The following is a 23,160-nucleotide window of genomic DNA, read 5'->3' on the forward strand; positions in this document are numbered from 1 at the left end:
ATCAGATGAAGAGTGTGTTGACTTTGTAATTAGTAAAATGAAAGCTCTTTCAGAAGAAGTTGGAATTCCAAAATCCTTAAAGGAAGTTGGAGTAGAAAATCCAGACTTTGAGTTACTAGCTGAAAATGCCATGAAGGATGCTTGTGCAGGTGCAAATCCAGTATTCTTTAGTAAGGAAAAGTTAATTGAATTATTTAGAAGGATAGCATAAATATAAGAAGAATAGAATAGGTACTGTAATTTATTAGAGGTGATGCATAATGAAATTGATATGTTTTGAGAAATCAGGCAAAGAAAAATTAGGTGTACTTTCTAAAGATGGTACACTAGCAATAGAATTATCAAGCATTAAGCTAAGTAAAGAATTTAATGATATGAATGACTTAATAGGGAATATACCCCATTATGATATTGAAAAAATTCACAATAGTTTACTTGAAAATGATACAACAAGTTTCACGGCTTATCCAATAGATGAGATTAAGCTCTGTTCCCCAATTAAAAGACCAATTCACGATATTATTTGTGTAGGGGTAAATTACCAAGAACATTTAAACGAGACAAAGGAAAGTTTTAGTAAAGGAAGTTTTAGCGAGCCTAAAAGGACTGTTTATTTTTCAAAACGAGCATCAGAAACTATTGGACCAGAGGGTGTTATTATAGGACATTTAGAACTTGATGAACAATTGGATTATGAAGTAGAGCTTGCAGTTATTATTGGCAAAAAGGGTACAAACATTTCTAAGGAGAAGGTGGAAGATTATATATTCGGCTATACAATTATGAATGATATTTCTGCACGAAATTTACAGCAGCAGCATCTGCAATGGTATAGAGGAAAAAGTTTAGATACCTTTACCTCCCTAGGACCAGCTATAGTGCATAAAAGCGAAATACCATTTCCGATTGAACTAAATGTTTGCAGCAGAGTGAATGGGGAATTAAGACAGAGCTCTAACACTAAGTATTTTCTAGCGGATATCCCATCTATAATATCTGAAATTTCTAATGGGATTACTTTAGAACCTGGAGACATAATTGCTACAGGAACTCCCGCTGGTGTTGGATTGGGATTTAAGCCTCCACGCTTTATGAAAGCTGGAGATGTAGTAGAATGTGAAGTTCAAAATATTGGTGTATTAAGAAATATAGTAGAATGAGAAGCATTTTAAGAAATAATAAAAGGAGTGTATATATTTATGAAAGCAAAATGGTTAACCCCTGTGGTTACTGCATTTGATAAAGATGGAAATATTGATCATCAGGCAAATAAAAATGTTTATGATCATTTAATAAATGGTGGAATAGATGGTATTGTTGTAATGGGAAGTACTGGTGAGTTCTTTACAATGACTATGGAGCAGAAAAAAGAACTTATTAAGCTTGCTGTAGAATATGTTAATAAGAGAACTAAAGTTTTTATTGGTACAAGCTGTATGTCTGCAGATGAAACTATAGAGCTTTCAAATTATGCTCATGAAGTAGGTGCAGATGCAGTTATGATTATTAGCCCATATTACTTCAGTCTTTCAAGAGAAAGTATTGAACTTTTTTATGATATGGTAGCAGATGGAACTAAGGCAAATATTTATTTATATAACTTCCCAGATAGAACTGGATATGATTTAACACCAGAACTTACTTTAAGTTTAGTAAGAAAGCATAAAAATATCGTTGGATATAAGGACACAGTTACAGAAATGGGCCATACAAGAGCTCTTATAACTACAATGAATAAAGAGTTCCCAGATTTCGAAGTTTTCTCAGGTTTTGATGAAAACTTTGCGCATAATATCTTAAGTGGTGGAGCTGGATGCATTGGTGGACTTTCAAACCTTGCACCTGAGGTATGTTCTGCTTGGGTAAAGGCTATCGATGAAAGAAACTTTGAAAAGACTTGCGAAGTTCAAAAGACAATTAATGAAATGATGGCAATTTACGATATAGGGACGCCATTTATTCCTATCGTTAAGAAAGCAATGATTTTAAGAGGAATCGAAATGGAGGAATATTGTACGATTCCATTCATTCAAGCAAATGAAGAACAAACAGTTAAGATTAAGATGCTAATGGAAAGAACAAAGTTAATATAAATTTGGACAACAAAATTATTAATTAATATAATTGAATTATGTACAAAGTTAGATTGATATCTAATATATAAAATGAATTTGTGATAAAAATTGTGGATAAAGTGCAGAGTTTACGCGGCACTTGTTCACAATTTTTTTATTATATTGTGCATTGAGTAGAAGCAGTTATATACAAAAGGCTATTGTGTACTATTCTATACAGATTTTGATGTTAATATGTGATAAAATTATCATTATTTGTAGAATATACTCTAAAAATGTTGCATTATAACATAATTTGTTATAATATAACTTGGGAGGTAAAAGGAATATTTTACATTAGTATCCAATAAATAAACCTATTTGCCTTTTAAAACATAAGACATTATATAAAAATGTAGCATAAATAATAAATTACCAAAAATAAAAAATTACATACATTAATTAAAAGGGCAAACTTACCGAAAGGTAAGGACGCAAAGCCAAGGGCCTAAGTTACAAAGTAACATGTAGTATGGTAGCCAGCTGCACAATATTGCTAAGCAACCCCCTTTTATTTGTGTTTTAAAAAATAAAGGGGGTTTATTTTCATAAAGTTTTACATCATGTATTGATCTATCGATTTAAAGAATTAAATGGAGGGTTTAGAATGAAAAATGAAAAAGGATTCAAATGGAGATTTGAAATGAAAAGTATTAAAACAAGGCTAATTGTTTACTTTTCTATATTAATTTTATTGTCATCTACTGCTTTGAGTATTATTTCTTTACAAAGAGCAAGCAATTCTCTTAGAAAAGAAGCAGAAAAGTCACTTAGCTCACTAGCTATTCAAGGATCAAAAGTAATAGCAAGTAGAATTGAAACTCAAAAGCTAACATTGGAAATGATAGCATTGAGAGCAGATATCCAAGGCATGGATTGGAAGATACAAAAACCTGTGCTGCAAAGGCAAATAGAACGAACAAATTTTATTGATATTGCTGTTGTTCATCTTGATGGTACTGCCTATTATAGTGATGGAACAACCAGCCAATTAGGTGATAGAGATTATATAAAAAAAGCTTTAAGTGGTGAAACTAACATATCTGATTTGTTAGTTAGCAGTGTAACCAATGAACCTGTATTAATGTATGCTACTCCTATTAAAAATGGAGGTAAAGTTGTAGGGGCATTGGTAGGCCGTAGAGATGGAATTTCCTTAAGTAACAGTGCAGATGATATAGGGTATGGTAATGAAGGATATAGCTACATAATTAATATCAATGGAACTGTGATTGGGCATCCAGATAGAGAAAAGGTGTTAAATCAATATAATCCAATTGAGGAAGCAAAGAACGATGAAAGTCAGAAGTCAGTAGCGGCATTGCTCGAAAAAGCATTGACAGAAAAGACTGGAATTAGTGATTATTCTTTTGAGGGAAAGGATTTGTATGCTGGATATTCACCTATTGAAGGTACTGACTGGATGCTAATTATTACTGCGAATCAAAAAGAAGTTTTATCTGCAATTCCTGCATTACAAGCAACAAATATTATAGTTACGATTGTTATTTTATTAATAAGTATTGCCATTACATATTTAATTAGCAATTCAATGGTAAAACCAATCATTGCAACTATACAACATTCTGAAAAAATAGCTAATCTGGATGTTACAGAAGATATTCCTGAAATATTTCTTAAGAAGAAAGATGAAATTGGGGCCTTAGCAAAAGCGCTTCAAGATATAATTAATGGTCTTAGAGAAATTATTAGTCAAATAAGTAATTCAGCAGAACAAGTGTCTGCTGCTTCAGAAGAATTGACAGCCACTTCACAACAATCAGCAAGCTCTGCAGAGGAAGTGTCAAGAACAGTTGAAGAAATAGCAATGGGAGCATCTGATCAAGCACGAAGTACAGAAAATGGTTCTTCAGAGGCTGCTCTATTAGGAGAAATAATTGAAAAAGATCAAGAGCATGTAAAAGCATTAAATAATGCTTCAAATAAGGTAATAGAAGTTGTTAATGAGGGATTAAAAGAGATTGACAATCTGTCAAAAATAACAGAAGAAAGCAATGATGCAACACAAGAAATATACGAAGTTATATTAAAAACTAATGATAGTTCTAATAAAATTGGCCAAGCAAGCAGCGTGATTGCCTCTATAGCAGAACAAACTAATTTATTAGCACTAAATGCAGCAATAGAATCAGCAAGAGCGGGAGAAGCAGGAAGAGGTTTTTCAGTAGTAGCGGAGGAAATTAGAAAATTAGCAGAGCAATCCTCAACGTCTACAAAGGATATTGATGGGATGGTTAATGAATTACAAAGCAATGCCAAAGATGCTGTAAAAACCATGGAAAGACTATCTAATATATCTAAAGAACAAGTAAATAGTGTAGTTAATAGCAAAGATAAATATATGTTAATTGATGAAGCTATGAAGGAAACGGAAAAAGCAGTTAAGCAGTTAAATGTTTCAGGGGAAGAAATGGAGAGAACAAAGCGTGAAATACTAGATGTTTTACAAAAACTTTCAGCAATTGCCGAAGAAAATGCTGCTGCAACTGAAGAAGCAACAGCCTCCATGGAAGAGCAATCTGCTTCTATAGAGGAAATTGCAGGCTCTAGTGAGAGTCTATCAAATTTAGCTCAGAATCTACAAGCAATTATTATGAAATTTAGATTTTAAAGTTAAAAATAATATTGATTAATATTACTCAGTATATAAGTAGGAACCTAAGCATCAAAACCGTCGTAGTTTCCTTTTTTATGTATTAAATTTAATTCATATGTTAAAATTACTATAATAGATAAATGAAACTAAGGCGTGAAAGGATGATTAATTTGGATAACATACTTAAGGATTTATCTCCAAGTTTAGTATTTAAATATTTTGAGGAGATAAGTAGAATACCAAGGGGTTCTGGAAACGAAAGAGCTGTAAGCAATTATTTAGTTGAATTTGCAAAGGTACATAATTTAGAGGTAATACAAGATGAAGCATTAAATGTAATAATTAAAAAGGATGCAACTAAAGGATATGAAAATGCTCCAACTGTAATCTTACAAGGCCATATGGACATGGTTTGTGAAAAAAACAATGAAACAGAGCATAATTTTGAAAAAGACCCTATTAAGCTAAAAGTAGAAGGCGATTTTATAAAAGCAACTGGAACTACTTTAGGAGCAGATAATGGTATAGCAGTAGCTTATTGCTTAGCTATACTTGCAAGTAGCGATATAGAACATCCTGCTATAGAAGTTTTAATTACAACTGAGGAAGAAACAGGAATGGGAGGGGCCTCAAGTGTTAAGGGAAAAAATCTTTCTGGAAAGATTTTAATTAACATTGATTCAGAGGAAGAAGGGGAACTTTTATCTTCCTGTGCTGGTGGTGTTAGAAATAAAGTTAGCATTAAGTTAGAATTAGAGGAAAAGAAAAAAGGTTTTATGCTCTATAAGTTTATTGTTAAGGGCCTAAAGGGCGGACATTCAGGGATGGATATCGATAAGGAAAGAGGGAACTCTAACAAGATTATAGGAAGAGTTTTAAATGATATAAATTCACAAATGGAATTATACATAGCGGAAATAAATGGTGGAGCAAAGATGAATGCAATTCCAAGAGAAGCTGAAGCTATAATCCTTATTGAAGAAGAAAATAAAAATACTCTAAATAAAATAATTAAAAAGTGGCAAGATACCTTAAAAAATGAACTTAGGGCTTCAGATTCAGGAATAACTGTACAGTTAGAAGAAATGGATATAAAGATAGACAAGGTATTTTCTAAAGAACTAACGGATAAGGTTATTACAGTACTTATGTTAATGCCACAAGGAGTACAAACTATGAGCATGGATATTAAAGGATTAGTTCAAAGTTCTACAAATCTAGGTGTAGTTACAACTGAAGATGATAAGATAACATTTGAAAGTGCTATAAGAAGTTCTGTGAAAACTTTAAAGGATAGTATAGTGAGACAAATTGAAAGCATATGTAAGGTTGTTGGTGCAACTATGAATTTAGAATCTGATTATCCAGCATGGGAGTACAGGGAAGATTCATATATTAGAGAAGTATTTAAAAATGTCTATAAGGATATGTATGGTTTAGAACCAAAGGTAACAGCAATACATGCAGGCCTTGAATGTGGAATACTAAAGGATATTCTTGGGGATATAGATATGATTTCCTTTGGACCAAATATGTATGATGTGCACACCCCTGAGGAAAAGTTAAGTATTTCCTCAACTGAAAGAACATATAAGTACTTCTTAGAGGTATTAAAACAAATAAAATAATATATAAATTTCATATTTGTAAGAGGCATATCTTGAAAGAGATATGCCTTTTATATTGTCATAATATAAGGAATGATGACTGAAGTGTAAAGTTGTTTATTGACATAAAATAACCGAAGTGATACCATTAAAATATTTATACTTATAACAATCGTTAGCGAATAACGATGGAAGTTAAGATTATATGTAAATTGATGTTAGAAAGGTCTGTAAGGGGCGAGACCTTTTCTAACATGAAAATAAATATCTACAAGGGGGACAATTCATGAAAAAATCAAGGAATAGCAGACTCAATGGATCTATAAAAGATAAATTGATATTCTTGCTTATAGGAATTATAGTAATTCCTATTGTAACTTTAGCACTTATTACTTATTCAAATGCAAAGCATGTATTAGAGTCTGAGTTTAAGAAAAACTCTATGCAGATGGCTGAAAAACTTAGTTCAATTATCGAAACTTATATTACAGAAAATGAAAACAATATCAATATGTTAAGTAATAATTTAAACATAAAGAATGTTTTAAATAATAAGCCTGAAGAACTTGTTTATACATATAATGCACTGCAAAGTTATCAGGAAGTGCATCCAGATTCAATGGCGGTTTATATTGCAACGCATGATAAAAAGTTATTTGTTTATCCAAAGGTTGATTTGCCAAAGGGGTTTGATCCAACAGCTAGGCCATGGTATCAAGAAACTATGAAAGCAGGTAAAATGACTTGGACAGAACCTTACTTGGATGAAGCATCAGGGAAATTGACTGTTACAGTTGCAAAGCCTGCAAAGAATTCTAAAGGTGAACTTATAGGCGTAGTTGGAGCTGACATATCATTAGATGTGTTATCTGAACTTGTTAGTGAAACTAGGTTAGGAAAAGAGGGAAACTTCTTTATAGCTAACAATACAGGGAATATATTAGCTCATACAGATAAGGAGTTTAATAATAAAGAAATACCAGTTAAAGATATTTTAGATGCAGTGATAAGTAAAAAGTCAGATACTATTGACTACAGTTATAATGGTAAAAATAGCTTTGCTGTTATTACTACTAATAATAAGACAGGATGGAGTATAGTAGGAGAAATGAACTACTCTGAAATACAGGAAAGTTTATCAGTTATTTTTAAGGTAATATCCATAGCCGGAATTGTTATTATAATACTTGCCGCAATGCTGGGAATGGTTTTCTCGAAACCAATGATTATATCTTTGCATAAATTAGTGGAGGATATGAAAGGAATTGGTGGTGGTGATTTAACAATAAGAAGTGCTATTAAATGTAATGATGAGATAGGTATACTTGCTTCAAATCTTAATTCCATGTCTGAAAATCTGGGGGAATTGATAAAGGATATAAGCAATGTATCAACTGAAGTCACTTCAGCGGCAGATAGCTTGGCCTCAATGTCAGAAGAAAGCAGTGCTTCTACAGAAGAAATTACAAGAGTTATTGGAGAAGTTTCCAATATAACAGTAGAGCAAGCTAAAGGAACTGATATGGCACTTAGTAAGATTAAAGAATTGTCAAATAGTATTCAATTAGTTGCCGGTGCTATTAATGATTCAAAGGAGATATTTGATGAAGTTGATAGCTTAAGCGAAAGGGGTATTGAAGTAGTCCAGATGTTAACTAAAAGCACTAAAGAAAACGATGATGCTGCCAAAAAGGTTTCAAAAGTAATCAATGAAGTTGATATCAAATCAGATGAAATTGGAAGTATTATAGATACAATAGAAAAAATTTCAGCACAAACAAATTTACTTGCATTAAATGCTTCCATTGAAGCAGCTAGAGCGGGAGAAGCAGGTCGTGGATTTTCCGTGGTTGCTGATGAAGTAAGAAAGCTTGCGGAACAATCAAAGGATGCAACAAGTAAGATAAGAGATTTAGTAATGGGAATTCAATCAGGATCAAAAAATGCAGTTAACACCATGGAGTTTGCAAATGAAATAGCTAACCAACAATCAAATGCAGTGGTAAAAACGGAAGATATATTTACTAAGATAACTAATATGGTCAACAAGCTAAGTGGGGAAGTAGAAAAGATTGTTAGGCTAAATTATGAAATGACTAGCAAAAAAGATGAAATAGTAGGGGTAATGGCGAATATAGCAGCATCTTCGGAGCAAACCTCAGCTTCTACTGAAGAAATATCGGCATCTACAGAAGAGCAGCTAGCAATTAGTTATGAGGTTTCAAAGACTTCAGAAGAACTTAATAAATTGTCTCAAAAACTTAATGAAAAGATAGAAAGTTTTAAGGTGTAGTTTATAAATGGTATATAAATTTAACTTAGGCATAATAATATACTTGGAATAAATTATAAGAGAGGATGTGTTTATTATGGCACTAAACAATGCAATGACTGCTGATTTTTTACGTTCGGCATATGGTGGAGAAAGTATGGCACATATGAGATACCTTATATGGGGCGAATATGCAGAAAAGGATGGTTTCCCTAATATAGGAAGGCTTTTTAAAGGAGTAGCATATGCAGAATGGGCTCATGCTAAAAATCACTTTAATGTACTTAAAGAGCAAGTAGGAGATAGTACGGTTGCAGCGGGAGCGGTATTTGGTCATACTAATATAGTTGATAATCTTCAAGGAGCAATTAACGGAGAACTTCATGAAGTAGATCAAATGTATCCAGTATATCTTGAAACTGCAAGATTTCAAAATGAAAAAGATGCTGAAAAGGCATTTCATTATGCTCTAGAAGCTGAAAAAATCCATGCTAAGTTGTTTCAAGACGCTCAGGATAAAGCTAAAGAAGGAAAAGATATTGAAATAGATACTATTTATGTGTGTCCAGTTTGTGGATATACAGAAATTGGGGACAATGTGGAAAAGTGTCCAGTGTGTGGTGTAAAAAAAGATATGTTTAAGGCATTTTAAAGTGAGGCACGCTAAAGATTGTGAAAGGAAGTTAATCTTTAGCGTGTTTGCTTTTATGAATATTAAGATCATAGCGTATATAATAAAAAGTCATAAGAATAGATTATCTATTTTTGTGACTTTTTTCTATGGAGATTGGTCAATAATAAAAATATACATAAAATTACTAAGCGATATTGTTCTATTTTAATTTTATAAATAATAAGAATGTATTATTTAAAGATATTAAACTAGGGGGTAAGTTATATGAAGAATAAGTTTTCAAAGTTATATTTAGAGCTTGTAGAGTGGAGAGATGATGAGATTAAGTACGGGAATATGGAAAAAGCTAAGAGGATTCAAAAGGTAATAAAAAGGAAAAAGGCAATGATTAAATTATATATACAATAAATTCACTTAAAAGCTAGAATAATAACAAGAGATTTAGCATATTATTTTGTATAAGGCATTTGTAAAAAGTAGAGTCACCTCGGGGATAAAAAAAGGGGGAGAATACGTATGAAAAAGACATTAGCATTACTTATGAGCGTAATAGTATCAGGAGCAATATTTATACAATGTAAGCAAGCTGCTGTTAGTACAAGTAGTAATATAGCAGAGATAAGTAGTGAGGAAAATAATATATCAAAAGCTCAACAAGCTGCAGAAGAGTTTGTAAAGGAATACTTCACATACAATCCAAATACTATTGGAGAAGTGCTGGACAAGGCATCTTCTTACTTTTTAAATCCAAAGGATATTTTAGATGGAAAGGATTTTCAAGTAAAAATCATAAAATCAAAAAATGAAGTATCCACATATATTTTATCTACGCTTGGTAGCAAAATAGAGGAAAACATTAAAATTGATAACAAAGAATATAAGTCATATGTATTAAATTTTAAAATTGATTATATTTTAGATGGCAAACCTATTTACCAAGAAATTAAGTTAAGAATGGTTAATAAAGATGAAAAGTGGTTCATAGCTAGTTACGAATACAATGTTCTTCCTGAAATAGAAAAAGCCATGAAGGAAGGAGAAGATTTTGCAAAAAAGAATAAAGGAAAGCTTCCTTCTGAGTCATTTGCAAAAACACATCCTGTTGAATGTGGAATATATTATATAGCAAGTAAATTTCAAAAAGAACATATAGATCAATATGGAATTGAGTTTGAATTTTATAATATCATAAATGATAAGGATTTTGAGTTGATATTTAAAGTTAATAAGGACAATAAGGAAGAAATACAAATTATATATGTAACAATGCAAGATGATAAAACTTATAAGGTTGTTAGAGAGAAGACTATAAAATAAAGTTGTGTAGCAGAAAGTTGCTTCGCAACTTTTTTGTTTCTATAAGAGAATGTAATATAATGATGTTCCAGATCAAAGAAATTTTCGGTTCTTAATTAGCATATGGCTAGTATGAAAGTTTCATTGATTTTATAATTTCCAAAGAGTATAATTTTTTTATAGAAAGCTGTCCTATAGATGGCTTTCATACATATTAGGGCATAAACATAAATCATTAATTATAAATAATGGGGGAAGAAAGTATGCTTAATGAAAGACTTTCAAAGCAAATACAGTTTATTTTAGAAATTGATAAATTAAAACATATCTTTAGGCAAAATATTGTTACAGGAACAACAAGAAATGAAAATGATGCAGAACACTCATGGCATTTAGCTATTATGGCAATGATGCTTTATGAGTATTCAAAGGTGCCTGTAGATGTATTACAAGTAATTAAAATGGTTGTAATACATGATCTTGTTGAAATTTATGCAGGAGATACATATTGTTATGATGAAAAGGGCTATGAAGATAAAGCAGAAAGAGAAGAGAGAGCAGCTGAAAAGCTTTTTGGAATGTTACCAGGGGATCAGTCAGAGGAAATTTGGAATCTTTGGCGTGAGTTTGAAGAATTAAAAACTTCAGAAGCTAAGTTTGCTGCTTGTCTTGATAGAGTTCAACCACTAATTCTTAACTATAATACTAATGGCCATACTTGGAGAAGGCCAGGAGTAACTAGTGAAATGGTATTAAAGAGAAATGAATTATTAAAAGAAAATGCTCCTGAAATTTGGGAATATGCTAAGGAAATTATAGAGGATTCTATTAAAAAGGGATATTTGAAACGTTAAAGTTGGCTTAATTTTAATGGTTTTAAATTAAACTTTGGGGGCTAATTTATGAAAAACTTAGAGTTAAAGTCTTTAAGGATCGTAGAAAATATATTCATTCTAACCATCATAATATTATTAATTGTAAATCTTGCATTTTATAGAATAATTATAAATAAATTTCAAGCTGGTGTAAAAGCAAATGTGGCTGATGCTGTAAAAGTGATTGATGGAGATAAATTAGTTAAGGTCATAAAAGATAAATCTATGAATAGTACTGAGTACAAAAAAATTCAACTAGAAATGATAAAATGGAAAAATGATAAAGATGTAAAATATTTTTATACAATGTATAGAGAAAGGGATACTGTTCATTTCCTAATAGATTCAGCATTAGTTAAGCCAGAACCACTTGGGCAAAAATATAATTTTGAAGAAGAAATGAGGCAAGCGTTTGATGGAAAAGTAACTTACACACCACATCCTGTAAGGGATAATTTAGGTACGTTTGTATCAGCTTATGCACCTATAAAAAATTCACATGGGGAAGTCATTGCAATTGTGGGTGTAGATGTGGATTTTGGAGTATTTAATTATATGAAGTATAAATTTATTATAGATATAATAATTATTATATTTATGATCGCAGTTGCAGTTGTAATCTTAAGAAAGCTAGAAGAGACATCTATGAAACATAAGATTTTATTCGAAAATGCACATGATATAATATTATATACAACAGAAAATGGACAAATTATTGATGGAAACAAAACAGCTGTAATGGAGTATGGATATAGTTACAATGAATTGAAAACTAAAAATTTAAAGAATCTTAGAACACTGGATTCTTCAAAAGACCTTGGCGATATAGATAGTGAAGGTAGCGTTTTTGAAACAATTAACATAAGAAAAGATGGCACTACTTTTCCAGCAGAAATAAGTACAAACTCTATTATTGTAAATAATGAGAGGATAATAATAAGAATTATAAGAAATATAACAGAACGTAAAAAGATAGAAGAAAAAGTTGTATATCTTGCTAAATATGATCCACTTACTAATGTATATAATAGAGCAAGTTTAATGTCTAAACTCAATATAGCTTTAGAAGAAGCTAAAAAACATAAATATATAATTGCGGTTATATTATTTGATGTTGATAAATTTAAGAATGTTAATGATACATATGGTCATTGTGAGGGCGATATGATGCTAAAAACTATAGCAAATGCAGTAAAGAAATCTATTAGAAATACAGATGTTTTTGGGAGACTAGGAGGAGATGAGTTCTTAATAATTCAGCAGTTTATTAAGAATAAAGAGGATATTATCTGTCTTATGGATAGGATACTATATAACATTAAGTCTCAACCAATTAATTTGAATAATAATGAGCATTATATTAATATTAGTATAGGTATTAGCATTTTTCCTAGTGATGGACATAGCATAGAGGAACTTGTGAACTGTGCAGATAACGCCATGTATTATACAAAGAAGAATGGTGGGAATTCCTATAATTTTTATGAGCATTCAAAAAAGGTACTCATAAATAGTTTATATAAAAGTAACTAAATATAGTGTATTTTCTAAAAATAAAGCTTGTACAAACAAGTTTTATTTTTTTGAAGAAAGTTATCAATTTGTAAATTTATAGTATAAACGAGAATAAAAGTATAGTATAATAAGATTTGTTGAAATATTGGGAGAAATAGAGGAACAATTTATAATAAGTGGAGGAAAATAATATGAAAAGTCTATCAACGAAGATACTAAGACTTATGGGCTTTGTATCTTTGATATCCATGCTGATTTTAATATCGCTAAATTTGATTGAATTTAGGAATATGTTTTCTAAATTGCAGCATGATGCTAAAAGTTATGTACAGGAGGCGCAAGGGATAATAGACGGAGATAAGCTCAACAATGTAATCAATAATGGAAGTATGAATAGTATTGAATATAAAGAAATTAGAGAAGCGATGATTAAGTGGAAAAATGATAAGGATGTAACATATGTATATACATTATCTAAAGCTGAAGATAATGCTCACTTTATAGTTGATGGATCAATAGTTAATTCCGATGAAATTGGAGAAGAATATCCATTAGAAGATGAAATGAAAGATGCTTTTAATGGACAAGTATCTGTAAATAAAAAACCAATGAAGGATGATTTGGGAACCTTTATATCTGCATATGCACCTATAAAAGACTCAAGTGGAAATATAATTGCTATAATTGGTATTGACAAAGAAGTATCAGAATTTGTGAGTATAAAAAATAGAATTTTATTAGATGTAATAATAGCGGCAGTAATCATTATGGTTTTATCAATAGGTATAAGCATTTTCTTTTCAAAAAAGTTATCTAATAACGTTAATAGTATCAAAGATAATTTAAGAAAAATGGCTGATGGAGATTTAACAGAGGAGCTGGAAATAAAAAGCCATGATGAATTTGAAATTATAGCTAAAGAAATAAATAGATTCAGAGTAAAGATATCTGAGGCCTTTAAAATTGTACAGGAGGCTTCTAATAAAACTATAGAAGAAACTGAAAATCTTCTAGCGCTTTCGCAGGAGATGGCATCCTCTTCAGAAGTTGTAGATTGCACTATAGAAGAAATAGCAAAAGGGTCAAATTCTCAAGCACAAGAGCTTTTGGGTATAAATAAAACATTACAGGGTTTTGGAATGAAAGTTGACGAAACTGTTATAAGAGTTGAGGGCGTGTATTCTGATGCAGATTTAATTAGTGTAAGTGCAAAGGAAGGAAATAGAGATTTAAAGGTACTTGGTGAGTTTGTGAGTGATATAAACAGTTCCTTTGAAGATGTAAGGAATAAAATACAGGGACTTGGTGTTAGGTTATCTGAAATAAATCAAATTACAAATTTAATAGATGGAATTGCTGATAAAACTAATCTTTTAGCTCTCAATGCAGCAATTGAAGCTGCAAGGGCAGGAGAAGCGGGAAAGGGATTTTCTGTAGTAGCTGAAGAAATAAGAAAACTTGCAGAACAATCGAAAGTATCTTCTGCAAGTATTAATAATTTGACCCAGGCTATATACATGGAGAGTAGTATGGTAGTGGAGACTTCAGATAATATGAATGCCAAATTAGATGAGCAATCACAAGTTCTTGATAATTCAATGAATACTCTAAGAAACATAATTATAAGCATAGAGAGAATACTTCCTAAAATTAAGGACATAAATCAATATGTTAATGAGATAAACAATGAAAAGGTACAAATTTTACAAGGAGTTGAGGTTGCTTCATCAGTGTCAGAAGAAGTTTCAGTATCTACTGGAGAAATAGTAACTTCATCTAAGGAACTAAGTGCTTCGTCCAGTCAAGTGGCGCGCTCAGCTGAAGAATTAAGTAATAAAGTAGAAAAAGTTTCAGAATTTATAGGTCAATTTAAAATAGCTTCTAATAACTAAATAAATTTATTAATTTAAAGCTGTATTTGAGTAAATTAATGCTCATTTATAGCTTTATTTTTATATTTTTGTATTAAAACCATAAAAGGTAAGCAAACTAAAAAGTAGTATTTATAGCTCCTAAAAACGGAGGGGTACAAATGAGCATTTTAAGTGAAATTAAAGATAGATTATCTATATTTAAAAATCTTTATGATGTTATTAGAGTTATTAATCCGGTTAATAAAAAGGTTATATATAATGATGAGAATTATAATGTTGATGTAACTAGTACTTGCTATGAGTTTTGGAATAAAAATAGTACCTGCGAAAATTGTGTGTGTATAAGAGCTCTTGGAGAAAATGATACTTTTATAAAAATAGAGTATAAAGAAAAAAGAGTTTTTTTAACTATAGCATCACCAGTAAATATTAATGACTGTACATATGTGGTTGAACTAATAAAAGATATAACAATGAAAGCATTCGTTGTACAATCAGAACATAAAAACGTGGAAAAAATTAATGATTTAATTAGTAGATTAAATTATGCTATGATAACAGACCCTTTAACAGGAATTTATAATAGGAGATTTATTGATGAGCAGCTATATGTAGATATAAATGAAAATGCCGTTAATAAATTACCGATGTGTATAATAATTTTGGATATTGATTATTTTAAAGAAGTAAATGATACATATGGACATTTAGCTGGAGACTATGTTTTAAAAGAGTTTGGCAAACTTATATTGGAATCCATTAGAAAATCTACGGATTGGGTTAGTAGATATGGTGGAGAAGAGTTTTTAATTGTCCTTAATAATACAAATAAAGAAGGAGCTATGGTGGTTTCAAATAAGATAAAGACATTACTAGGCAATACAGAATTTATGTATGAAGGCAATAAAATAAATATCACTGCCAGTTTTGGAGTTTGTTGTTTAAAAGAAGGAGGCATAATAAATGCTAAGGACTTTATTAAATGTGCAGATGAAAATCTTTATAAGGCGAAGAAAACTGGAAGAAATAAAATAGTTATTAGTGAAATTAATGAAGGGTAACAAATGAAACAGATATGAGGAATATTTTGGGTTATAATTTATTTAGATAGTAAAATTGGAACATGAAAATTTTAAAATATAGTATTAATCTTAAATATACTACAATGGAGGATATTAATATGGATAAAAATTTTATTAAGAACATTGATTTTGCAAAGGTATTAAATTTAGAGAATCTTGTAACCTATCAAGAAGGTCAAGTGATAAGTAGAACTCTTTCTCAAAATAAACACTTGAGTTTAACACTATTTTCATTTGATAAGGGAGAAGAAATAAGCTCACATGCTTCAGGTGGAGATGCTTTTGTAAACATTTTAGATGGAGAAGCAGAGATAACAATTGGTGAAGAAAAGTTTGCAGTTAAAAAGGGAGAATGTATCGTAATGCCAGCAGGAATACCTCATGCATTACATGCAACAGAAAGATTTAAAATGATGCTAGTTGTAGTATTTGGATAATAACAATTAAAAGTCGCCTTTTGAAATGGCGACTTTTAAGCTTTTAAATCAGTTCTACTTAAAATGTAGGTAAGTTATTCAAGTTATTTTCCTCATTAGATTTAGGAGAAGAGGCTATGGTATTCACTCCATTTTGGTTTTTCTGAACAATTATAGAATCGAGTTTTCCACGTTTAGCCAAAGCTACTGCTTCTGTGAGGCTTCTTTGTATATTATCGTCTGTAAGTACATTGGTTATATCACCATCATTGTTTTTTCTAATCTTTATTATTTTCATGTTAATTCACCTCTTAGTTTAATTTTTTTCATAGAAAAGATGCTGAAATTTAAAAATAAAATCAGCATTTAGTTAAATAAAAGTTAAATGTTTATAAATAGTATTCCCAATGAAATAAAAAGTAATAATATTTTATAAATCTCGTATGATATAATAAAGTCTATTAATAACTAATGAAGGGAGATAATCATTATGGTGAAGGCTGTAATATTTGATATGGATGGAATAATAATAGATAGTGAACCACTTCATTTAAGCATTGAGGAAGATATATTTAAAAAACTAGGAATATCTATAGCATATGAAGAACACAATACATTTATAGGAACTACTTCACATTATATGTGGGATAAGATAAAAACTAATCATAATTTAACCGAGAGTCTAGAGGAATTGGTAGAATTAGATAGGAATACATATTTAGATTTTTTAAATGATGCCTTAGATTTACAACCAATAAATGGAGTAAAAGAACTCATAATTGATTTACATAAAAACAATATAAAATTAGCAGTAGCATCATCATCACCATTAAATGTAATAGAAAAGGTACTGAGCTTGTTTGAAATAAGAAACTACTTTGATTACATAGTAACTGGAGATTATGTGAGTAAGAGCAAACCTGAGCCAGATATATTTTTATATGCTGGTGAAAAATTAGATGTAGATCCTAAGGAATGTGTGGTTATAGAAGATTCTCATAATGGGGTTTTAGCTGCAAAGAAAGCTAATATGAAATGCATAGGATACAAAAATATAAACTCTGGGAACCAAGATTTAAGTAAAGCAGATATAATTATTGATGATTTTAATGATATAAATGCAGCATTCATAAAGGGACTGAATAAGTAAAATAAAGATGATTTTATTTAGAAATCACAATTATAAATCTAGTGGAGTATAACTGCTTGCAAATATAAGGAGGGGAGAAGATTAGAGTGAAGGTAAAATCACAAATAGGCATTAAAAATATTATTAAAAGAATTATAGATGATGAAGTTCCAGCGCTGGCTTCTGAATTATCTTATAGTTTAATCTTGTCCTTCTTTCCCTTTTTAATTTTTTTAATGACTTTAATAGGATATCTATCTCTGGATACAGAATTAGTCCTTTGGGAATTAAGTAAAGTGCTACCAGACGGTGCATATAAATTAGTTCATGATACAGTATTAGAAGTTTTGCAAGGCAGAAATGTAAAGCTTTTATCCCTTGGATTTATTCTTTCCATATGGACATCATCTACTGGATTTAGAAGTGTTATAAAGGGTCTTAATAAGGCTTATGATGAAAAGGAAAAAAGATCCTTAATAAAAGTAATAATAATATCTATTTTATGTACTATAGGATTAACTTTTATAATAGTTGCAACATTGTTTTTGTTAGTTTTTGGTGAAGCATTGGGAAGGTTCTTAATGTGGAAGTTTTTCATTTCAGGATCATTTATGTCTTTATGGAATATAGTAAGATATGCTATCATATTAACCTCCATGATACTTGTATTTGCTCTTTTATATAGATATACTCCAAGTAAAAGACTTAGATGGAGAGAAGTAATTCCAGGTGCCATATTTGCAACCATAGGGTGGATAGTTGTATCCATTGGATTTTCTTTTTATGTAAACAACTTTGGAAATTACTCAAGGCTGTATGGAAGTATAGGAGCAGTCATTATACTTTTAACGTGGTTATATTTGACTTCCATTATTATAATGGTTGGTGGGGAATTAAATGCAGCGTTAGCATTCGATAGAAAGGTAAAGGAAAATCCAAACATTTTAAGATGATACATGAAAAGAGTAATATTTCTAACTTTAAAACACCTAAGTTTTTTACATTAGATGTTGCTAAGACAGCCTAAGATTCTTAAAAGTGTTTTAAAGTTAGATGCTTTAGTAAAGAGCTCTTACAGAATTTTTATATTAAACCTAATGAAATAATCTTTTCCTTAGAATAGCCCTCCCTAATCCCCTTTACTATTTTTATAGATAAGGAGGTATCCCTAAGAAGTATACATCCAACTAGTTTATTATCTTTAAAGAAAAGCTTTTTATATATCTGATTATCTTCATTATTATAAGATAAAACATCACATTCATCATCAAAATATCCGGAGGAAAAAAGATTTGTATCCATTGAGGAGAAAATTGTAGATGAAACAAAATCTTTAAATATTAACTCATCTCCAGAGGCATTTATACCGGCAACTTTGCCCATTTGAACAGCAGCAGGCCAAATGCCATAGTTTCTACCGTTTAATTCTGCTACATCTCCGCAAGCATATATATCAGGTATGTTAGTTTCCATTTTTTCATTTACTACTACAGATTTATCGGTCTTTATTCCACACTTTTCAGCCAATTCTTTGTTTGCTCTTATTCCAACAGAAAATAATACCATGTCTGTATCAAGGATAGTGCCACTTTTTAGTTTTATATTAGTTACATTATCATTTCCGAGTATTTCAACTAGGGAGTCACCAAGAATTACATTAATGCCGCAATTACTAATTTGATTCTTAAAAATTTCAGCACCTTCTTCATCTAATTGTCTAGGTAAAAGTCTTTGGAAAAATTCCACTACAGTTACATCAAGTCCTAAATTTTGTAATTCCCATGCAGCCTCAAGCCCCAATAGACCGCCACCCATAACTACAGCTTTTTTACAATCTTTTGCATAACTTATTATTTTATCTGCATCATTTATTGTTCTTAAGGAAAATACTCCATTTTTGTCAGTACCAGCAGTTGGTGGGATGAAGTTACGTGCACCATTTGCAAGTATAAGTTTATCGTAATTTAAACAAGAGCCATCAGATAAAACTATCTTATTTTCTTTGGTCAGAATACTCTCTACTTTAGTATTTAGTTTTAAGTTTATACTATTCTCTTCAAACCAATTTTTATTTTTTAAATATAATTTTTTATCAGGAATCTCATTAGCAAGATATTCAGAAAGAGAAGGTCTATAATAGCTATAATAACTTTCCTCTGAAATCATTGTTATGTAGGCTTTTGAATTTTTCTGCCTTATAGCATCTGCAGCATAAAATCCAGCAGCGCCATTTCCAATAATAATAAAAGTTGTACCATTAGCTTTATTGTTCATATGCTCAGCTCCCCATAGTTTAATTTTAACCCTAAGATTATTATACACTAATAATTATCAGATAATGATTAAGAAAGTAAACTTGAAAGAATTTTGTGATAAAAGTTTAATTGATGGTTAATACTGAATAGTTACTAGTCATTATTGAAATTTCACTAAGGTGAAATTTCTTCCTTTAGCAGGGCTACTTACATTTTTAATGTTAAATATTATAGTATGGGATTTGCATTGTAGAAAGCATTGAACAAGCATTAAAAGCTCTTTATTTCTGATGTCAAAACACCGTTAAGAGTCTTCTACTGTCTGAACGATAGTGAGTTTAGAAGGCTTAGGTGGTTTAACATCAGAAATATTAGAGCTTTTTTACGAAGTGAAGCTTTCCTAAATAAAAATTCCATACTATATATCAACATTATCTTAAAATGTGGTAATTTTTAAAGGATTGACAATAGATTAGTTTGATGATAAACTATCCTTAAAATTTAATAGGAACTTCTTATCAAGAGTGGCGGAGGGACTGGCCCCATGAAGCCCGGCAACCCAGATACATTTGTTTTAATACGTTTGTTTTGAAGGTGCTAAATCCAGCAGGTGAATACCTGACAGATAAGGGGAGAAGTGTAACTTCTTGTGTCTGTCGGCAAGGGGTTTTTTTATTTTGTAAATTAATTTTAAATAGTCATTATGGGAGGATATTAAATGAATAATTCAGTTGAAAGAAAAGGTAAGGCGACAGCATTACTACCACTAATAGTTTTTGTAGCGATATATTTATCAATAGCATTAGTTACTAATGATTTTTATGCTATGCCTGTTACTGTTCCGTTTTTGATTGCTGCAGTGGTAGCGTTACTTATGAATAAAAAAGAAAGTATAAATGACAAAGTTGAAATATTTTGCAAGGGAGCAGGGGATTTAAATATTGTACTTATGTGCTTAATATTTATCTTAGCAGGAGCCTTTGCACAAGTTGCAAAAGATATGGGAGCAGTAGAATCTACTGTTAACTTAGGACTTAAAGTGCTTCCAAGTAATATTTTAATTTCAGGGATATTTATAATTGGATGCTTTATATCCACTTCTATAGGAACTTCTGTAGGAACAATAGTTGCACTATCTCCGATGGCTGTAGGAGTAGCTGATAAGACTGGAATATCAGTGGCTTTAGTGCTAGGATCAGTAATTGGTGGAGCAATGTTTGGCGATAATTTATCAATGATTTCTGATACAACAATTGCAGCTACTAGAACTCAAGGGTGCGAAATGAGGGACAAGTTTAAAACTAACTTCTTTATAGTACTCCCAGCGGCAATTATTACAGCAGTGATATTTGCAGTAATTACATCAGGTAATAATGCTACTTTATCTGGAAACTATCAGTATAGTATTGTAAAGGTACTTCCTTATTTATCTGTACTTATAGCAGCACTTTTAGGTGTAAATGTAATTTTAGTTTTAGTGGGTGGAGTGGCGCTTTCAGGTATAGTAGGAATTGCTACTGGATCTATGGGAGTTATAGCTTTTCTTCAGTCTATAGCAAAGGGAATAGCAGGTATGTCAGAACTAGTGATAGTATCACTTGTAATTGGAGGAACTGTAGAACTTATTAAACACAATGGAGGTATAGATTTCTTACTTCATTTTATAACAAGCAAGGTAAAATCGAGAAAGGGTGCCGAGCTTGCTATAGGACTTTTAGTTACTTTAGTAGATGCATGTACTGCTAACAATACTATAGCTATAGTAACTACAGGACCTTTAGCAAAAAGTATATCTTCAAAATATAATATAGAGCCACAAAAAACAGCTAGTCTACTAGATACTTTTTCATGCTTTGCTCAAGGAGTTATACCATATGGAGCACAGTTATTAGTTGCATCAGGTATTGCAGGCATTTCACCATTTTTAATAATGAAGTATTTGTACTATCCATATTTAATTGGGATATCTGCAGTTATTGCAATAGCATTAGGATTCCCTAAGATAAAGAATATGGAGGCAGGGGCTCTAAAAAAAGTAATTTAATTGATAATTAGAACTAAGTTATTACTTTGAGTGCAAAATTATATTGAATTTTGCACTCTTTTAATTTCTAATATAATATAGAATATGGGAAAATAACATAGTGGGGTGGATGGAAAATGATAAAACTTCAATCAAGAACAAAAGGATTACTGCTTGTTATCATAGGAGCTATGCTGTGGGGAATATCAGGTACTGCTGCTCAATATTTGTTTCAACAAAAGGGGTTTAGCCCTGAGTGGCTTGTTGTAATTCGTTTATTAGTATCAGGAATAATTTTGTTAACATACGCAATCATAAGAGAAAAACAAGACATATGGAAGATTTGGAAATCTAAACATAACTGTTACAGTCTTATAATTTTTAGTGTTATTGGAATGTTAGGTGTACAATATACATACTTTGCTGCCATTAAACATGGCAATGCAGCAACAGCAACTATACTACAATACCTATCACCGGTGATAATTACTTGCTATTTAGCTATTAGGACTAAAAAAGTTCCAAGTATAAGGCAAAGCTTAGCTATTATCTTTGCCATGTTAGGAACATTCCTTATAATTACAAAAGGAAATATCTACACCATATCTATTTCTAAATTAGCATTATTGTGGGGAATTGGTTCAGCTTTTACATCAGCTTTTTACACGTTATATCCCCATGAATTACTTGGTAAATGGAGATCTACACTTATAGTTGGATGGAGTATGCTTATTGGTGGAGTAGCTTTTAGTTTTATCCATCAGCCCTGGAACTTTGTGGGACAATGGTCCATTAATTCTATGGTTGCTGTTATGTTTGTAGTATTATTTGGCACCCTTGTTGCTTTTTATTGCTACTTGGAAAGTTTAAAATATATACAGCCAACAGAAGCAAGCGTATTATCCTCTATGGAACCTTTATCCGCTGCGGTTTTATCCGTACTGTGGCTAAGAGTTCCACTTGGCGTTGTAGAATGGTTAGGAATAGTGTCTGTTATAAGTGCTATTATAATTTTATCTAATGTAAAAAAATAGGCGTCTGATATATGTTATACTTAAACTTATTAAAAGTAATATATTGCTAACAAGTGTAAGAGTTGTACTATTCTTTATAGCTGCTGCTATTATTTTATTAGAGTAAATCAATGTAATAATTACATAATTAATAACAAACAGGGGTTTAATGTAAGTTTTAAATCTATTATAATACTCAAATGTAAAATATTACATAAAAAATTTAAAGTAGAAATTAACTTAATTTACACTATAATTCGACATGAAAAAATCCAGAAAAATACAGTTATTCCCATTGCATGGATAAGTATTCACTATTAGGAAGTGTTTTTTACCTTCTTTGTCATATTAGGAAAATAACTTGTCCAAACCATGGTTCATAAAATGACAGGTTTCTTTCATCTTAAATGTTATTATATTAATATAACTTAGCGAGTG

At 30.8% G+C, this 23,160-nt stretch carries 20 protein-coding genes and 2 riboswitches; of the genes, 18 read left to right on the forward strand and 2 right to left on the reverse strand.

Annotated features, from left to right (window positions below; genetic code table 11):
* The 14 genes from DP68_RS10905 to DP68_RS10965 all read left to right on the forward strand — a co-directional run.
* On the forward strand, nucleotides 1–211 hold a 211-nt coding region (locus tag DP68_RS10905), incomplete at its 5' end, for an iron-containing alcohol dehydrogenase (RefSeq protein WP_035309418.1).
* 49 nt (nucleotides 212–260) lie between these two features.
* Entirely contained in the window at nucleotides 261–1,160 is a 900-nt protein-coding gene (locus DP68_RS10910) for a fumarylacetoacetate hydrolase family protein (RefSeq protein WP_035309420.1), read from the forward strand.
* 39 nt (nucleotides 1,161–1,199) lie between these two features.
* A complete protein-coding gene (locus DP68_RS10915; protein ID WP_035309422.1) occupies nucleotides 1,200–2,093 on the forward strand; it encodes a dihydrodipicolinate synthase family protein in 894 nt (297 codons plus the stop codon).
* A gap of 420 nt (nucleotides 2,094–2,513) precedes the next feature.
* Nucleotides 2,514–2,605, forward strand: a riboswitch (cyclic di-GMP riboswitch).
* 152 nt (nucleotides 2,606–2,757) lie between these two features.
* Nucleotides 2,758–4,746, forward strand: coding sequence for a methyl-accepting chemotaxis protein (locus DP68_RS10920; RefSeq protein WP_035309602.1), 1,989 nt, complete (start codon nucleotides 2,758–2,760; stop codon nucleotides 4,744–4,746).
* Between the two features lie 146 nt (nucleotides 4,747–4,892).
* Entirely contained in the window at nucleotides 4,893–6,359 is a 1,467-nt protein-coding gene (locus DP68_RS10925; protein ID WP_035309424.1) for an aminoacyl-histidine dipeptidase, read from the forward strand.
* A gap of 265 nt (nucleotides 6,360–6,624) precedes the next feature.
* Nucleotides 6,625–8,631 (forward strand): methyl-accepting chemotaxis protein, encoded by a 2,007-nt coding sequence (locus DP68_RS10930; RefSeq protein ID WP_035309426.1) that lies wholly within the window; start codon nucleotides 6,625–6,627, stop codon nucleotides 8,629–8,631.
* A gap of 76 nt (nucleotides 8,632–8,707) precedes the next feature.
* Entirely contained in the window at nucleotides 8,708–9,262 is a 555-nt protein-coding gene (locus tag DP68_RS10935) for a rubrerythrin family protein (protein WP_035309429.1), read from the forward strand.
* A gap of 246 nt (nucleotides 9,263–9,508) precedes the next feature.
* Complete coding sequence (locus DP68_RS19610; protein WP_291548660.1) at nucleotides 9,509–9,652, forward strand: hypothetical protein; 144 nt, start codon at nucleotides 9,509–9,511, stop codon at nucleotides 9,650–9,652.
* Nucleotides 9,653–9,760: 108 nt separating this feature from the next.
* The gene (locus DP68_RS10940; protein ID WP_035309432.1) at nucleotides 9,761–10,561 is read left to right on the forward strand and encodes a hypothetical protein; all 801 of its coding nucleotides are present in this window, start codon (nucleotides 9,761–9,763) and stop codon (nucleotides 10,559–10,561) included.
* Between the two features lie 242 nt (nucleotides 10,562–10,803).
* Nucleotides 10,804–11,394 carry an HD domain-containing protein gene (locus DP68_RS10945; RefSeq protein ID WP_035309433.1) on the forward strand — a complete coding sequence of 197 codons (591 nt, stop codon included), beginning with the start codon at nucleotides 10,804–10,806 and terminating at the stop codon, nucleotides 11,392–11,394.
* Between the two features lie 48 nt (nucleotides 11,395–11,442).
* Nucleotides 11,443–12,948, forward strand: a complete 1,506-nt coding sequence (locus DP68_RS10950) for a sensor domain-containing diguanylate cyclase (RefSeq protein ID WP_035309434.1) — start codon at nucleotides 11,443–11,445, stop codon at nucleotides 12,946–12,948.
* A gap of 173 nt (nucleotides 12,949–13,121) precedes the next feature.
* Nucleotides 13,122–14,822, forward strand: coding sequence for a methyl-accepting chemotaxis protein (locus DP68_RS10955; protein WP_035309436.1), 1,701 nt, complete (start codon nucleotides 13,122–13,124; stop codon nucleotides 14,820–14,822).
* A gap of 140 nt (nucleotides 14,823–14,962) precedes the next feature.
* Nucleotides 14,963–15,865, forward strand: coding sequence for a GGDEF domain-containing protein (locus DP68_RS10960; RefSeq protein WP_035309438.1), 903 nt, complete (start codon nucleotides 14,963–14,965; stop codon nucleotides 15,863–15,865).
* A gap of 119 nt (nucleotides 15,866–15,984) precedes the next feature.
* Nucleotides 15,985–16,323, forward strand: a complete 339-nt coding sequence (locus DP68_RS10965) for a cupin domain-containing protein (RefSeq protein ID WP_035309440.1) — start codon at nucleotides 15,985–15,987, stop codon at nucleotides 16,321–16,323.
* A gap of 58 nt (nucleotides 16,324–16,381) precedes the next feature.
* Here DP68_RS10965 and DP68_RS10970 read toward each other — a convergent pair whose 3' ends face one another.
* On the reverse strand, nucleotides 16,382–16,600 hold the full coding sequence (locus DP68_RS10970; protein ID WP_035309442.1) for a DUF3892 domain-containing protein: 219 nt from the start codon (nucleotides 16,598–16,600) through the stop codon (nucleotides 16,382–16,384).
* A 192-nt stretch (nucleotides 16,601–16,792) separates the two neighbouring features.
* On the opposite strand from DP68_RS10970, the gene DP68_RS10975 reads away from it, so the two are divergent.
* Both DP68_RS10975 and DP68_RS10980 read left to right on the forward strand, forming a co-directional pair.
* The gene (locus tag DP68_RS10975; RefSeq protein WP_035309443.1) at nucleotides 16,793–17,452 is read left to right on the forward strand and encodes an HAD family phosphatase; all 660 of its coding nucleotides are present in this window, start codon (nucleotides 16,793–16,795) and stop codon (nucleotides 17,450–17,452) included.
* A gap of 86 nt (nucleotides 17,453–17,538) precedes the next feature.
* The gene (locus tag DP68_RS10980) at nucleotides 17,539–18,384 is read left to right on the forward strand and encodes a YihY/virulence factor BrkB family protein (protein ID WP_035309445.1); all 846 of its coding nucleotides are present in this window, start codon (nucleotides 17,539–17,541) and stop codon (nucleotides 18,382–18,384) included.
* Between the two features lie 130 nt (nucleotides 18,385–18,514).
* On the opposite strand, the gene DP68_RS10985 is transcribed toward DP68_RS10980, so the two are convergent.
* Nucleotides 18,515–19,705, reverse strand: a complete 1,191-nt coding sequence (locus DP68_RS10985; RefSeq protein WP_035309447.1) for an FAD-dependent oxidoreductase — start codon at nucleotides 19,703–19,705, stop codon at nucleotides 18,515–18,517.
* Between the two features lie 493 nt (nucleotides 19,706–20,198).
* Nucleotides 20,199–20,318: riboswitch (SAM riboswitch) on the forward strand.
* A gap of 86 nt (nucleotides 20,319–20,404) precedes the next feature.
* On the opposite strand from DP68_RS10985, the gene DP68_RS10990 reads away from it, so the two are divergent.
* Both DP68_RS10990 and DP68_RS10995 read left to right on the forward strand, forming a co-directional pair.
* The gene (locus DP68_RS10990; protein ID WP_035309449.1) at nucleotides 20,405–21,730 is read left to right on the forward strand and encodes a Na+/H+ antiporter NhaC family protein; all 1,326 of its coding nucleotides are present in this window, start codon (nucleotides 20,405–20,407) and stop codon (nucleotides 21,728–21,730) included.
* A gap of 116 nt (nucleotides 21,731–21,846) precedes the next feature.
* Nucleotides 21,847–22,743, forward strand: coding sequence for an EamA family transporter (locus DP68_RS10995; RefSeq protein ID WP_035309451.1), 897 nt, complete (start codon nucleotides 21,847–21,849; stop codon nucleotides 22,741–22,743).
* Nucleotides 22,744–23,160: the final 417 nt, after the last annotated feature.

It is taken from the genome of Clostridium sp. HMP27, from assembly GCF_000765165.1.
Classification (GTDB): domain Bacteria; phylum Bacillota; class Clostridia; order Clostridiales; family Clostridiaceae; genus Clostridium_AK.